This window comes from Pantoea sp. RIT-PI-b, from assembly GCF_001187905.1.
GTDB lineage: Bacteria > Pseudomonadota > Gammaproteobacteria > Enterobacterales > Enterobacteriaceae > Pantoea > Pantoea nemavictus.
Genome location: NZ_LGIS01000012.1, coordinates 812,150 through 826,416 on the forward strand (window position 1 = coordinate 812,150; position 14,267 = coordinate 826,416).

The window sequence follows — 14,267 nt, forward strand, 5'->3', positions numbered from 1 at the left end:
TCCGCCATCCAAACCAGGATGGCGGATTTTTTTATACCTGCTTAAAAGTCGTAGCCTACCGTTGCCATCACGGTACGCTCGGCGCCGCGATAGCAGTAACCGGTGCCATAACAGGCCGCCAGATACTTTTTATCCGTCAGGTTGTTGGCATTGACCTGCAGCCATGCTCCCTTCAGCTGTGAATTCCACGCGCCAAGATCCGCACGTACCGACGCATCGAACAGCGTCACCGATGGCAAACGCGTGGTGTTTTCGTTATCCGCCCACTGTTTACCGATATAGCGCACGCCAGCCCCGGCACTCAAACCGTAATCAAACTGATAGTGTCCCCACAACGATGCCATGCTGTTTGGCGTCACGTAAGGTGTATGGCCATCGTTGCCGTCTACGGAGTCTTTGAAGCGTAGATGATTGAGCGTGTAACCCGCGATGGTGCTGAAACGCGAGGTAAGCTGATTACGTGCTTCCAGCTCAATACCCTGTGAATGCACTTTGCCCGATGGCGTGTAGGTACCGTCCTGCACGTTACGGTTGGCGACATCATCCTGGGTTAAATCGTATAGGGCGATGGTGTACATATCGCGCGTGCCGACCGGCTGATATTTCACGCCCGCTTCGTACTGCTCGGAGGTGGTCGGTTTCAGCTGATTGCCATCAGGATCGGTCAATGAGGCGGGGGTAATCGCCTGGCTCCAGCTGACGTAAGGCGATACGCCATTGTCGAAGGCGTACAGCAGCGCAGCACGGCCGCTGATGTGATCGTCCTGACGACGGCTGTTGCCATTTTCTGACACGATGCGGTCGTAGCGGCCCGAGAGATCCAGATGCCAGCGATCGAGCTGCAACTCATCCTGCAGATACAGGCCGGTCTGATAATAGCGACGCGTTTGCGCTGTCCAGGCAAAATCTGGCATCGCGCCGACGGCTTCACCGGTCCACGGGTTCAGCGCACTCGCTGCGCCGCTAGAGTCGCTGATGTCGTTTTTATAACGATGGTATTCGGCACCCAGCGTCACGCGATGTTGGAGCGCGCCGGTGGCAAAATCGGCCTGCAGCTGGTTATCGTTGGCCCAGGCGTTGAGTGATGAACGCTCGCCGGAGAAGTAGCGATTCAGCAAGTCTGGATTGGTGGCATTCCAGCCAATCTGATACACCTGATCGAGCTCGGTATTAGAGTGACTGTAGCTGCCGGTAGAGTGCACTGACCACACATCGTTGAAGCGGTGTGAAAAATCATAGCTGTAGATCTGTTCGTGGCGCTTGAACTGATCGAGCGCGCTGTCGCCTTCGTAGAAGCTATCGCTTAACTTACGACCATTATGACTGTAAAGCGTGCCTTCTGCGGGTACCGAACCGTGATAGCCGCCAGACGGATCTTTCTGCAGATAGGCGCGCAGCACTAAATTGGTGTCTTCACTTGGCTGCCACATCAGCTGCGGTGAAATCGCATACTTCTCTTCACGGGTGTGATCGTATTGGGTATCGCTGTTGCGCGTGATGCCGGTTACACGGAATGCCCACTGATCATTGATGGCGTTGGTGTAATCAAACGCGGCGCTGTTGGTGGCATTCGTGCCAGTAGACAGGCGGAAATGGCCCTCTTCAGCAAACTGCGGACGCTTACTGACCATATTCACTAATCCGCCCGGCACGGTTTGGCCATACAACGCAGAAGAGGGGCCTTTAATCACATCTATGCGATCGAGGAACCAGTTATCTACCTGCAGAATGTTGAAGCTGCCGCCGTCACTCATCACGCGCAGTCCATCAAGGAAGGTGTTATCGACATCACCGCCGTGGAAGCCGCGCAGGGCGATGGTGTCATAACGCGTGGCGGCACCGCCAAAGTTGGTAAACACGCCCGGCGTATAGCCCAGTGCCTGATTGAGATCCTGCGCACCCTGATCTTGCATTTGCTGACGCGTTACCACCGAGATGGATTGTGGGGTGGTAATCAGCGGTTGATCGGTTTTACTGGCACCGCTGCTGCGCGTGGCGAGATAACCTTGCGTCGGTGAAGTGGCGCTCTCCTGCGGCTGAGCGGTAACGACAATCGACTCTTCCGCAAAGCTCGCAGCGGGTAGAGCCAGCGCAAGCGCACACAGCACGCGGCCACGTTTAAGGGTAAACAGCGAGGTCATGAGGGTTCCTGTTGTTATTAATGGGAATGGCTATCGATATCAGATTGAGAATTATTATCTTTTAATGCGGGTGTTTCAAGGTGTGAATTTGTTGTAAGAGGGTTGTGAGGAAAATGCACAGATGACGCATACAAGCCGTAGCGGCGCGATTTATCGCGCATAATAATGGCGGAATTATGCCCATCCAGAGGATGCGCAATAAATTACGCCGCGACGGAATGTGCGGTTGCCGGGCCTGTTCGCCCGGCATGAGGGATAGGATTACTTCGCGGAAGTCAACGCAGGCATATCAGGAATATCACCGGCGCTGTTACAGGTTTTGTCTTTCGGGCAGTATTTGTCGAGCAATTTCAGCGTCACGCCATTGGTCCAGCCGAAACCGTCCTGCAGCGGATATTCACCGCCGCCACCGCCGCCCAGCTGCGCGCCTTCCACCACATATTTCTCAACCAGTTTGTGCTCCTTGTCGTAGGTTGCCTGCACGTTTTGCAGGAAGCGCTGACCAATCTGCTGCGCCAGCTTCGGCTGGTTGTAATGCTCCAGACCTTCTACCGCCACCCACTGCAGCGGGGCCCAGCCGTTTGGCGCATCCCATTGCTGGCCGTTGTTTACGGTGGTGGTAACCAATCCGCCGGGTTTCAGCAACTGTTTCTCCACCGCTTTAGCGGTGCGATCTGCTTGTTTATCGCTCGCTACCTGCATATAGAGCGGGAACAGCGTGGCTGCCGTAAGCTGAGGATGTACCTGCTTTTTCTGGAAGTCGTAATCGGCGTACCAGCCTTGTTTGTCGTTCCACAGATAACGATTGATCGCTGCCTGACGTTTTTCGGCATCCGCAGCAAACGCTTTGGCCTTGTCATCCTGCTTGTCCAGTTTGGACGCTTTCGACAATGTCTGTTCGAGGTGGAACAGCAGGCTGTTGAGATCGACCGGCGCTAACTGCGTGGTGCGGATCGAGGCCAGATTATGGGCATCAGTAAACCAGCGCGAACTGAAATCCCAGCCTGACGCCGCGCCCGCACGCAGATCGCGATACACCTGCTGCTTATTGCGCTCCGGCGCTTTGTTCGCCGTGTTGACATCATCCAGCCAGGATTCGGTACGTGGTGCGTCGCGATCGTCCCAGTAGCGGTTGAGCAGCGTGCCGTCGCTCAGTTTAATCACCCGTTTGCTGGCCTGACCGGCGGCGACTTTATCGCTGTCCGCCATCCAGTAGTCGTACTCTTTCTGCAGCTGCGGCAGGTATTGACGATAGACATCGTCGCCTTTGTGCGTCGCCAGCAGGTCAATCATCAAGCTGAAGAACGGCGGCTGCGAGCGGCTGAGATAGTAGCTGCGGTTGCCGTTAGGAATATGGCCATATTTATCGAGTTCGGTGGCGAAGTTATCCACCATATCCTGTACGCGATCCCAGTGACCGCTCTCCGCCAGGCCCAGCATGGTGAAGTAGCTGTCCCAATAATAGACTTCACGGAAACGACCGCCGGGCACCACATAAGGTTTTGGCAGCGGCAGCAGTGAATCATATTGGCTGGCGCTCTGCGCAGTGCGCGTCAGCACCGGCCACAAACCGTTGATGTGCTCTCGCAGGCTTTGTCCGGATGGCGGTACATATTTGTCTTGCTCTTTCGGCAGCGTAAAGTTGCTGTCGACAAAGTGCTTGAGATCGAAGTTGCGCTGGCTTTTCTGCATCTGCCAGTCGGCGAGAATCGAAGAGGGATTCGATTTTGGCACCGCATCGGCGAAGGTTTTCTGGTCCGGATAAAATTTCGCCTGCTGCACCGCATTGAACAACGGTCCCAGGCGCACATCCGGTGGCTGCGGTTGATTGCTGAGCATGCGGCTTTGGTCATCGGCGTGCGCGGCGCTGGCGCCGGCCAGCAGTGCGGCGCTGAGTAAAAAGGTCAGACGCGCGGGCGTGAATACGGCATTTTTTATCATCGGTTTTTCTCCTTGTCCGAAAAGGTGGTGTGCTAACGCATTGACCACCCGAACAACTTTAGTCGCTATCGCGTCGCTTAGCCTTGTGTCGCAGTGGAAATGTGAAGCGCCCGGAATTAATCACCTGAGAAATTGCATTAAGGCTAAGGTTTTTGCTTGCCCTGTACGGCTATTTGCCTGAGGCTGAAAGAAAAAAAGGAGAGCTGTATGGAGATTATCTGGTATCACCCATCGCTGGCACCGCACGGTTGGCTGGACGGTTTACGTCAGCGTTTACCTGAGGCGCGCGTTCGTCACTGGCAGCCGGGCGACACGGCCCCCGCCGATTACGCCATCGTGCGTTCTCCGCCGGTTGAGATGCTGGCAGGCCGTCAGTTAAAAGGTGTATTTGCCATGGGCGCGGGCGTCGACGAAATTCTTAAGCAAATTCGTGAAAATCCACAGATGCTGGCTGACGAGGTGCCGCTGTTCCGGCTGGAAGACACCGGTATGGCGCGCCAGATGCAGGAGTATGCCAACTGGTGCGTGCTGGGCTGGTTCCGCCGCTTCGCTGACTATCGCCAACTGCAGCAGCAATCGCAGTGGCAGGAGCTTGATGGGCGGGATCGGCACAACTTCACCGTTGGCGTATTAGGCGCGGGCGTATTAGGCCGCAGCGTGCTGGAAAGCCTGCGTCAGTGGGGTTTTCCGTTGCGTAGCTGGAGCCGCTCCGCCAAACAGATTGACGGCGTGCAGAGTTTCCACGGGCGCGATCAGCTGCATGCCTTCCTCGATGGCACCCAGGTGCTGATCGATCTGCTGCCCACCACGCCGGAGACCACGAACTTAATCGATAGCCAATTGTTGCGCGTGTTACCACACGGTGCCTGCTTCCTTAACCTGGCGCGCGGTGCGCATGTGGTGGAAGCCGATTTGCTCGCCGCGCTGAATAGCGGTCAGCTGGCGGCTGCCGCGCTGGATGTGTTCCAGACCGAGCCGCTGCCGCAGGATCATCCATTGTGGTCTCATCCGCATGTCACAATCACGCCACATACTGCGGCTATCACGTTGCCGGGTGAGGCGATGGATTACATTGCGGATGCCATACTTGCTCTACAGCAGGGCGATAAGCCAGGCGGTTTGGTCGATCGCCAGCGCGGTTATTAATTCACATTTGGTCAGGAGATGAAGATGTATCCCGTTGATTTACATATGCACACTGTCGCCAGCACCCACGCATACAGCACGCTGCATGATTATGTGGCGCAGGCGAAACAGAATGGCTTAAAGCTGTTTGCCATTACCGATCACGGTCCGGATATGGCCGATGCGCCGCACTATTGGCACTTCGTCAACATGCGCATCTGGCCGCGCGTGATTGACGGCGTCGGCGTACTGCGCGGTATTGAAGCCAACATCAAAAATCAGCATGGCGAGATTGATTGCAGCGGCCCGATGCTGGATGCGCTCGATCTGATCGTCGCCGGCTTCCACGAGCCAGTGTATGCACCGCGCGATAAAGCGCATCACACCGAAGCGATGATTGCCGCCATGGCTGGAGGTTTAGTGCATATCATCTCTCATCCCGGCAACCCAAAATTCCCGGTAGATATCCGCGCGATTGCCGAAGCTGCGGCGCACTACGATGTGGCGCTGGAGATCAATAACTCCTCCTTTACGCATTCACGGCCGGGCAGCGAACCGAACTGCCGCGCTATTGCTGAAGCCGTGCGCGATGCCGGTGGTCGCCTGGCATTTGGTTCCGATTCGCATACCGCGTTTACGCTGGGGCATTTCGAACACTGCATTCGCATCACCAGCGAAGTGGATTTTCCGCAAGATCGCGTGTTAAATGTCACGCCGCGTCGCCTGCTCGATTTCCTCGAACAGCGCACCGGCAAACATATTGCTGAATTTGCTGATTTTTAACTTTTTGCCTCAAGGAATTCTGTTGCATGAATGAGTTTTCCATTCTCTGCCGCGTCATCGGCTCGCTGTTTAATCGCCAGCCGCAGGATCCGCTGCTGGTACCGCTGTTCACGCTGCTGCGCGAAGGCAAACTGCAACAGCAGTGGCCGCTGGAGCAGGAGGAACTGTTGACGCGTCTGCAGCAGAATAGCGATCCCCAGGCGCTGTCCGCCGATTACAACGCGCTGTTTGTTGGCAGCGAGTGCAGCGTGCCGCCGTACGCTTCGCAGTGGCCAAATGGCCCACAGGAAGCCGAGGTGCGCGCCTTTCTCAGCGCCCGCGGCATGCCACTAAGCGAAGCCCCGGCCGATCACTTCGGCGTGCTGCTGCTCGCGGCATCGTGGCTGGAAGATCAGTCGGCGGAGGATGAATCCGCCGCACAGCTGGCACTGTTCGATGAGTATCTGCTGCCGTGGTGCGGCGCGTTCCTCGGTAAAGTGGAAGCGCACGCTACCACGGCGTTTTATCGCACGCTGGCCGCACTGAGCCGTGAAGCCATGCAGGCGATGTATGACGAGCTGAATGAAGAGCAGGGCGACGAGGCGTAATCGTTACCAGCTGGCTGCGCTGCTGCCGAGTTTGACACCCGGCGTAGCGCAGATCATTGGCGTGCCGGGCAGATAAGCCGCGGCACGCAATCTCTGTGCAATGCCCCACTGATTGAACTCCACGCTGCTCAGCACATCATCGCGCTGCGCATCAATACCGTTTTGCCCATTTTCTGGCGCGGCACCGAACTGTTGCAACAGCTGCGCCGTACGTGCCAGCGACAAACGCGCCTGCCAGCCGACGCCGTGGCTTAACCGTTGACGCAGACCTTCCAGCACCGCTGAAGCCATCAGGTAGCCGGTGGCGTGATCGAGCGCCTGCACCGGCAGCGGTGTCGGTTTGTTGCTGCCGCTCCAACGCATGCCTTGCTCGGCGATGCCGCAGCCCATCTGCGCCAGGCTGTCGAATCCGCGCCGGTTGCGCCACGGCACGCTCCAGCCCCACGCATTAAGGCTGACATCCACTAAGCCGGGTGCCAGTTTGCGGCGGGTAGCGGCATCCAGTCCCAGTTTCTCCAGCGCATCGGCCCGATAACCGTGTACCAGCACATCGCTGTGTTGCAACAGCTGGCGCAGCTGTTCGCGCCCGGCCCGGGATTTGATATCAAGACGCGCACAGCGTTTGCCGCAGGTGATCTCCTCTTCCAGCGTCGGCTCGTGCCAGTCGGGCGGATCGATGCGCAGCACATTGGCGCCAAGGCTGGCGAGAAAGCGCGTGGCGACCGGACCGGCGATGATGCGGGTGAGATCCAACACGCGTACGCCGAGCAGCGGGCGTGCGGGCGACAACGTCCAGCCTGGCGTCGGCGCCTCGCCGCAGGCCTGCTGTGCAATCAGCGGCTCATGTTGTACCGCGCTGCCTTGCGGATGCTGCCGCCATTGTGCTTCGCTGCGCATCTGCGCGGCGCAACCGCCAGCCTCAATCACCGCCTGCTCGAGCGCGGCGGCGGGCCAGCGTGCGACCGCGTCGGCCAGTGAGGCGCGATGGGCATGCTGGCCAAGAACCTGCTCCATCGCGGCACGATGATGAGCGGCATTAGTGTGCAGGCGGATCCAGCCGTCGGCGCTGGCGTAATCGCCGGCGAATTCGTCCCACAGCGCAGCGGGAGGCCGATTAAGCGGAATCAGGCTGTGTTGAAACCAGCGTGAGGCAAGACGGACGTTGACGCTGACCGGCGCGGATTGGCCGAGTAAGTCGCTCAGCGCCTGGCTGGCCAGCCCGATGCTGGTGGCCGCCAGTTCACTGACGGCAAAGGCAGACGCGAAGGTTTCGGGTTGGAGGAAGGTGAGCGAGGGAAGCGCATCTGCGCCTCGTAATCCCTGCCACATTTGCTGCCACAGTGCGGCAGCACGTTGAGAATCCATGTTGAGTCTCCGGATAACGCGCGAGACTCAAGCATAGCAGAGGCAATTTAACGGCGACGCAAGCGTAAACGGGGGAAACGCGCGTGCATGCGCAGGTTACGCAGATTGATCACGGCAATCGCGGTCCCCAATACCACCAGCGAAGCGCCGAGAACCTTAAAGCTGTTCATGCTATCGCCGAGCACCAGTACGCCCATCAACACCGCCAGCACCGGCGTCAGCAACGAGTAGGGCATGATCAGATTCACGTTGTACTTCTTCAGCAACGCGTACCACAGCGTGTAGGCCACAATCGACGAGGCCAGCGCGCTGTAAAGAATACCAAACCAGCCGCGCCAGCCCGCGTGGCTCAGCGCGTAAAACTGGTGTGATTCAGTGAGCCAGGAGGCTGCGCCGACAATCGGCACCGCAAGGAAGGAGATCCAGCCGGTAAGCGTCAGCGGTTTAATCGGCGGCGATTTTTTCACAATCATATTGCTAATGGCCCAGCCGAAGGCGCTGCACAGCAGAATGCACAGCACCCACCAGGCTGGAATGGTGGGGCTACCCGACAGCACCGCCACGCCGCTTAACGAAATCGCGATACCGATCAGCTGTATCGCGCGCAATTTCTCTTTCAGAATCACCATCGCCAACAACATGGCAATCGGCGTGCCGAGCTGCACCACAATGGCACCGGTGCCGGCATCGGTGTAACGCATGCCGACAAACAGCAGCGAGAAGTGCATAAAGCCAAAGGTGAACGCCAGCGTCAGCAGCCACGGCAGCTGCGCGCGCGTAATGCGACAGAAGGGCACCAGCACAATCGCCACCACCACAAAGCGCATCCAGGTAAGAAACAGCGGGGGAAGTTCCAGCAATCCCCACTTTACCGCTACGTTATTGAACGCCCAGATGGAAACCACCATCAGAACCATAAAAAAATGCCGCGCTGCCACAATGTCTTCCTTCACCGTCATTCAGAATTAATACCGGCTAATGATGGCATGAAGGCGATGACTTCGGGCGTGTCTGAGGAAAAAAATTTCGTTGAAGCATTAGCTTATGCAGGAAAAAAATAAGACATGTTGCTGATTTACTGTCAAAGTGGATGTCCGAAAAGCGACCATAATGAGGAACGTATTCGGCATGACACAGACCCGCGCATTACCCCTTGCCCTGATTCAACTCGACGTTCCGCCGCCACAGGTTGTGGCACAAATTGGTGAACAACCGCAGTGGTTTATCGATGCGCTGCAGCTGCAGCCCGATGACTATGTGATTGTGCGTCCGCATCTGGGCGATGATTTACCGGCGTTTGACCGCGTCAGCGGCGCGATTCTCAGCGGTTCCTGGGCGATGGTGACCGATCACGCCGACTGGAGTGAACGCACCGCCGCCTGGATTCGCGGCGTGCTGGATGCAGAACTGCCGCTGCTCGGCGTGTGTTACGGCCATCAGCTGATGGCTTACGCGCTGGGTGGCAAAGTGGGCGATAATCCGCAAGGCTGGGAGCGTGGACTGAAACCGCTGACGTGCAGTGCGCAGGCGAAAACCGATCCCTGGCTGGGGCCGTTACCGGGCGAATTCCAGGCGTGGTTGTCCCATCGTCAATCGGTATTAACGCCGCCGCTGCATGCGCAAGTGCTGGCGAGTTCGGCGCAGGATGGCTGTCAAATTTTGCGTTATTCACCGCAGGCGCTGTCGGTACAGTTCCATCCGGAATTTACCCGCGACATTATGACGGCTTGTTTACCGGCGGGCGTCAGCGATGAGGGTACGCCATTGGTGGGGGAAGATTGGTCGCGTGAACTGTTGCGAAGCTTCTGGCAGCAAACGCGGCCGCAGCCGCGCGTACAGGCTCAGGGCGCGTAGTGACGGGTGCAGCGATAGACCCACGCGGGTGGCATGTTTTTCAGCACCCGCTGGCGTTCCCAGGTGAAGTAACGCGATAAATTGGGTTGGGTAAACGAGGTGTATTGAAACTGAACAAATACGCCGCGTGGACCCAGCGCATCATGTACGGCGCTGAGAATCGCATCACGCGTGGCTGGCGGTAAGGACAGCAGCGGCAGGCCAGAAAAAATCACATCATATTCCCCAGCGAGATACTCAGCCGAACAGGCACGCACTTGCATGCGCGGGTCCGGTAAGCCGCGCAGACTTTTCACCAGTTCCGGGCTGATTTCAAACACATCCAGCTGTGCTTCCGGCGCCATGCGAGCCAGTAGATGACGCGTCAGGACGCCGTCACCGGCACCGAGTTCGGCGATGCGCATACTGCTATCCCAATTCACCGCATCGCACATGGTGCGGCACAGCGCGGCGGAAGAGGGCGTGATGCTGCCCATTTTGCGCGGGTTGCGGATAAATTGCTGAACAAAGTTCGCTTTGGCGCGCATTAACGTCAGGGCTGAAGCCAACATCTGTTTCTCCTGGTTAGTATCCTGCTTCATATTGACCACATATTTGGCCCATGTTCCGCTTTTTGCTGCATCTGCGGGAAAACTCGGAATTATCTGTAGCAGCGACCGCACGCCAAATTTCCCACGATGCGGTCACAGTTTCCCGCTCTGCGATCTGACAGGCTGGCACCGATCGCTCAATGTTAATAACAGGTTTCATAGTTGTTAATCGCCACTCTGTCCCGCAAGGAGAAACACCATGCGTTACGCTGCTCCGGGAGAACAAGGTTCTCTCATTACTCTGCAATCGCGTTACGGCAACTTTATCAACGGCGAATTTGTTGCGCCGGTGAATGGAAATTACTTCCTCAACACCTCCCCAATTAATGCTTCCACCATTGGCGAATTTCCGCGCTCGGATCGCGCTGATATCGATAACGCCGTTGCCGCCGCGCAGGCCGCCGCCGATGCGTGGGGCAAAACCTCGCCGCAGGCACGATCGTTAGTGCTGCTAAAAATTGCTGACCGGCTGGAAGAGAATCTGGAATACATCGCAGTCAATGAGACCTGGGATAACGGCAAGCCGGTGCGCGAAACGCTGGCCGCCGATCTGCCGCTGGCGGTCGATCACTTTCGCTATTTCGCTGGCTGCGTGCGTGCGCAGGAAGGGACAGCGGCTGAAATCGATGAGTTCACCGCCGCCTACCACTTCCACGAACCGCTGGGCGTGGTAGGGCAAATCATTCCATGGAATTTCCCGCTGCTGATGGCGGCATGGAAACTGGCACCGGCACTGGGCGCAGGCAACTGCGTGGTGTTGAAACCAGCTGAGCAAACGCCGCTGTCAATTACGCTGTTTATGGAGGTGATTAAAGATCTGCTGCCGCCGGGCGTGATTAACGTGGTGCACGGCTACGGCAAAGAGGCCGGCGAAGCGCTGGCGTCGCATCCGGGTATCGCCAAAATTGCCTTTACCGGATCAACCGCCACTGGGGGGCATATTCTCGAACTGGCCGCGAAAAGTCTCATCCCGTCCACCGTCGAGCTAGGCGGAAAATCGCCGAACATTTTCTTCGAAGACATCATGGACGCGGAGGAGAGTTTCATCGAGAAAGCCGCAGAAGGCGTGGTGCTTGGCTTCCTCAATCAGGGTGAAGTCTGTACCTGTCCGTCACGCGCGCTGGTGCAGGAGTCGATCTTCGAGCCTTTTATGGCAGCGGTGATGAAGCGTATCAAAACCATCAAACGTGGCGATCCGCTGGATACCGAAACCATGATTGGTGCGCAGGCCTCGCAGCAGCAGTTTGATAAAATCCTCTCTTATCTGGAAATAGCGCAGCAAGAGGGCGCGCAGGTGCTGCACGGCGGCGGCGTGGAGAAGATCGGTGAGGAGTTTGCCAGCGGCTACTATATCCAGCCGACGTTGCTGAAAGGTGACAACAGCATGCGCGTGTTCCAGGAGGAGATCTTTGGGCCGGTGGTCGGCGTGCTGACCTTTAAAGATGAAGCCGAAGCGCTCGCCATCGCCAATGACTCGATTTATGGTCTCGGCGCGGGCGTGTGGACGCGTGATATCAACCGTGCCTATCGCATGGGCCGCGCGATTAAAGCGGGTCGTGTGTGGACTAACTGTTATCACCTCTATCCGGCACATGCGGCGTTTGGCGGCTATAAAAAATCGGGTATCGGCCGCGAAACCCACAAAATGATGCTCGACCATTATCAGCAAACCAAAAACCTGCTGGTGAGCTACAGCACCCAACCGCTCGGTTTCTTCTGATCCACCAAGGGCAGCAGAGTCATCTGCTGCCCGTTCATCTCTCCGTCATCTTGCCTCTGCAGGATAGTCATGTCGCAAGAAATTTCCGATTACGTAACATCTTTAAGCCAGGTCTTGTGTTCTTTAAAGGGCGTGATTTGCCAGAATGGCCCACCTATTTTAAGGAGATCCCATGAACACGTTGTACAACTACCTGGAACAGCACGATGAGATGCTGGACGGTGTCGAACAAAATATTATTACGGTAAATCTGCCTGGGCGTCAGGCGGTGTATGTGATTGGTCAGAATGATGCCGACCTGCTGCTGGAAGTGAAAGCGCGCGAAATCGCCACGGCGCAGCGCATAGAGACGTTGCGTCAGCTGGAGAGTCAATTCCGTTTTTAACTTTTTTGCTTTGCCTCATTCGATGATCAATTTGTCAGAAATATCGCAATAAAAAAGCCGCTATCACACGATAACGGCTTTTTTGTGCTGCGATGCGTAAATTACTTCACGCAGGCCGCGCAGTTGTTGTGAATCTGCTGGAAGAAGTCGTTTCCTTTGTCATCCACCAGAATGAACGCCGGGAAGTTTTCCACTTCGATTTTCCAAATCGCTTCCATGCCAAGCTCGGCATACTCCACGCATTCCAGACTCTTAATGCTCTGCTGTGCCAGTACCGCTGCCGGGCCGCCGATGCTTCCCAGATAGAAGCCGCCGTGTTTTTGACACGCATCGGTAACCTGCTTGCTGCGGTTGCCCTTCGCCAGCATCACCATGCTGCCGCCGTTGGCCTGCAGCAGATCAACGTAGGAGTCCATACGACCTGCAGTCGTTGGGCCAAGTGAGCCAGAAGCATAACCTTCAGGCGTCTTGGCCGGACCCGCGTAATACACCGGATGATCTTTGATGTATTGCGGCAAACCTTCGCCGTTATCAATACGCTCTTTCAGCTTGGCATGTGCAATGTCGCGCGCCACGATGATGGTGCCATTCAATGACAGGCGCGTGGAGACCGGATACGCCGACAGCAGTGCCAGAATCTCGCTCATCGGCTGGTTCAGATCGACATGTATCACTTCACCTTCGCCCTGCTGACGCAGCTCTTCCGGAATGTAGCGGCCCGGATTATCTTCCATCTTCTCAATCCAGATGCCTTCGCGGTTGATTTTGGCTTTGATGTTACGGTCAGCGGAGCAAGACACGCCCATGCCCACCGGGCAGGATGCGCCGTGACGTGGCAAACGCACCACGCGGATATCGTGCGCGAAGTACTTACCGCCAAACTGCGCGCCCAAGCCAAGCTCCTGCGACGCTTTCAGCAACTCTTCTTCCAGCTGCACATCGCGGAAGGCCTGACCATGTTCGTTGCCTTCAGTCGGCAGTGAATCGTAGTAGTGGGTTGAAGCCAGCTTAACGGTTTTCAGTGTGCTTTCTGCGGAGGTGCCGCCGATGACAAAGGCGATGTGGTACGGCGGGCAGGCCGCGGTGCCCAGCGACATCATCTTATCGACCAGGTAGTTCTTCAGCTTAGCTGGCGTAATCAGCGCTTTGGTTTCCTGATACAGATAGGTTTTGTTAGCGGAACCGCCACCTTTAGCAATGCACAGGAATTTGTACTCGTCGCCATCCACGCTGTAGAGATCGATCTGCGCCGGCAGGTTGGTACCGGTATTCACCTCTTTATACATATCCAGCGCGGCGTTCTGTGAGTAGCGCAGGTTATCTTCAATAAAGGTGTTGTAGACGCCCTGTGACAGCGCGGCTTCATCGCCGCCGCCGGTCCAGACGCGCTGGCCTTTTTTACCCATGATGATGGCGGTGCCGGTGTCCTGACAGGTTGGCAGCACGCCTTTCGCGGCAATTTCCGAGTTACGCAGGAACTGCAGCGCGACATATTTATCGTTCTTGCTGGCTTCATCATCGGCAAGAATCGCGGCGACCTGCGCCTGATGCGAAGCGCGCAGCATAAAGGACGCATCATGGAATGCCTGCTTCGCCAGCAGCGTCAGCGCTTTAGGATCGACTTTCAGGACTTCTTCGCCATCGAAGTTGGCTACCGAGACGTAATCACGGCTCAGCAGATAGTATTCAGTATCATCTTTGGCGAGAGGAAACGGATTCTGGTAATAGAAGGGTTTGTTCGACATGTTGGCTCACTTAGCTTCGTGTTGCCCGCCA

Annotated in this window: 12 protein-coding genes; 6 read left to right on the forward strand and 6 right to left on the reverse strand. The window is 56.8% G+C overall.

The genetic code is table 11. The features are described from left to right. Window positions 1-41: 41 nt before the first annotated feature. Both AC790_RS05515 and treA read right to left on the reverse strand, forming a co-directional pair. Window positions 42-2,141, reverse strand: coding sequence for a TonB-dependent siderophore receptor (locus AC790_RS05515; RefSeq protein WP_007891555.1), 2,100 nt, complete (start codon window positions 2,139-2,141; stop codon window positions 42-44). A 261-nt stretch (window positions 2,142-2,402) separates the two neighbouring features. Next, window positions 2,403-4,082 (reverse strand): alpha,alpha-trehalase TreA, encoded by a 1,680-nt coding sequence (gene treA, locus AC790_RS05520; protein WP_007891562.1) that lies wholly within the window; start codon window positions 4,080-4,082, stop codon window positions 2,403-2,405. 207 nt (window positions 4,083-4,289) lie between these two features. Between treA and ghrA the strand changes: the two genes are divergently transcribed. The 3 genes from ghrA to AC790_RS05535 are packed head-to-tail and all read left to right on the forward strand — an operon-like array spanning window position 4,290 to window position 6,577. After that, window positions 4,290-5,228, forward strand: coding sequence for a glyoxylate/hydroxypyruvate reductase GhrA (ghrA, locus tag AC790_RS05525; RefSeq protein WP_049851134.1), 939 nt, complete (start codon window positions 4,290-4,292; stop codon window positions 5,226-5,228). Window positions 5,229-5,252: 24 nt separating this feature from the next. Further along, complete coding sequence (locus tag AC790_RS05530; protein ID WP_049851135.1) at window positions 5,253-5,990, forward strand: phosphatase; 738 nt, start codon at window positions 5,253-5,255, stop codon at window positions 5,988-5,990. Between the two features lie 26 nt (window positions 5,991-6,016). Continuing rightward, a complete protein-coding gene (locus AC790_RS05535; protein WP_049851136.1) occupies window positions 6,017-6,577 on the forward strand; it encodes a molecular chaperone in 561 nt (186 codons plus the stop codon). A 3-nt stretch (window positions 6,578-6,580) separates the two neighbouring features. On the opposite strand, the gene AC790_RS05540 is transcribed toward AC790_RS05535, so the two are convergent. Next, complete coding sequence (locus AC790_RS05540) at window positions 6,581-7,942, reverse strand: CoA transferase (RefSeq protein WP_049851137.1); 1,362 nt, start codon at window positions 7,940-7,942, stop codon at window positions 6,581-6,583. A 47-nt stretch (window positions 7,943-7,989) separates the two neighbouring features. After that, entirely contained in the window at window positions 7,990-8,880 is an 891-nt protein-coding gene (locus AC790_RS05545) for a DMT family transporter (RefSeq protein WP_007891574.1), read from the reverse strand. A gap of 190 nt (window positions 8,881-9,070) precedes the next feature. Between AC790_RS05545 and AC790_RS05550 the strand changes: the two genes are divergently transcribed. After that, a complete protein-coding gene (locus AC790_RS05550) occupies window positions 9,071-9,796 on the forward strand; it encodes a glutamine amidotransferase (RefSeq protein WP_049851138.1) in 726 nt (241 codons plus the stop codon). Here AC790_RS05550 and AC790_RS05555 read toward each other — a convergent pair. Next, window positions 9,784-10,347, reverse strand: a complete 564-nt coding sequence (locus tag AC790_RS05555; protein WP_007891578.1) for a class I SAM-dependent methyltransferase — start codon at window positions 10,345-10,347, stop codon at window positions 9,784-9,786. The two genes, AC790_RS05550 and AC790_RS05555, sit on opposite strands and share 13 nt — an antisense overlap. Before the next feature lie 238 nt (window positions 10,348-10,585). Here AC790_RS05555 and AC790_RS05560 point away from each other — a divergent pair, with 238 nt between their 5' ends. Together AC790_RS05560 and AC790_RS05565 are read left to right on the forward strand one after the other, a co-directional pair. Beyond that, window positions 10,586-12,106 (forward strand): aldehyde dehydrogenase family protein, encoded by a 1,521-nt coding sequence (locus tag AC790_RS05560; protein ID WP_007891579.1) that lies wholly within the window; start codon window positions 10,586-10,588, stop codon window positions 12,104-12,106. Window positions 12,107-12,278: 172 nt separating this feature from the next. Then, complete coding sequence (locus AC790_RS05565) at window positions 12,279-12,491, forward strand: hypothetical protein (protein ID WP_007891580.1); 213 nt, start codon at window positions 12,279-12,281, stop codon at window positions 12,489-12,491. A gap of 101 nt (window positions 12,492-12,592) precedes the next feature. Here the strand turns inward: AC790_RS05565 and fumA are convergent, their stop codons facing one another. After that, window positions 12,593-14,236, reverse strand: a complete 1,644-nt coding sequence (gene fumA, locus AC790_RS05570; RefSeq protein ID WP_049851139.1) for a class I fumarate hydratase FumA — start codon at window positions 14,234-14,236, stop codon at window positions 12,593-12,595. Window positions 14,237-14,267 lie beyond the last annotated feature (31 nt).

Bases quoted from the DNA above. Each gene is read 5' to 3' on its own strand.
- AC790_RS05565 (WP_007891580.1), top strand. From the start codon at position 12,279: ATGAACACGTTGTACAACTACCTGGAACAGCACGATGAGATGCTGGAC.
- AC790_RS05515 (WP_007891555.1), bottom strand. From the start codon at position 2,141: ATGACCTCGCTGTTTACCCTTAAACGTGGCCGCGTGCTGTGTGCGCTT.
- AC790_RS05555 (WP_007891578.1), bottom strand. From the start codon at position 10,347: ATGTTGGCTTCAGCCCTGACGTTAATGCGCGCCAAAGCGAACTTTGTT.
- AC790_RS05535 (WP_049851136.1), top strand. From the start codon at position 6,017: ATGAATGAGTTTTCCATTCTCTGCCGCGTCATCGGCTCGCTGTTTAAT.
- AC790_RS05540 (WP_049851137.1), bottom strand. From the start codon at position 7,942: ATGGATTCTCAACGTGCTGCCGCACTGTGGCAGCAAATGTGGCAGGGA.
- AC790_RS05560 (WP_007891579.1), top strand. From the start codon at position 10,586: ATGCGTTACGCTGCTCCGGGAGAACAAGGTTCTCTCATTACTCTGCAA.
- fumA (WP_049851139.1), bottom strand. From the start codon at position 14,236: ATGTCGAACAAACCCTTCTATTACCAGAATCCGTTTCCTCTCGCCAAA.
- AC790_RS05530 (WP_049851135.1), top strand. From the start codon at position 5,253: ATGTATCCCGTTGATTTACATATGCACACTGTCGCCAGCACCCACGCA.
- treA (WP_007891562.1), bottom strand. From the start codon at position 4,082: ATGATAAAAAATGCCGTATTCACGCCCGCGCGTCTGACCTTTTTACTC.
- AC790_RS05550 (WP_049851138.1), top strand. From the start codon at position 9,071: ATGACACAGACCCGCGCATTACCCCTTGCCCTGATTCAACTCGACGTT.
- ghrA (WP_049851134.1), top strand. From the start codon at position 4,290: ATGGAGATTATCTGGTATCACCCATCGCTGGCACCGCACGGTTGGCTG.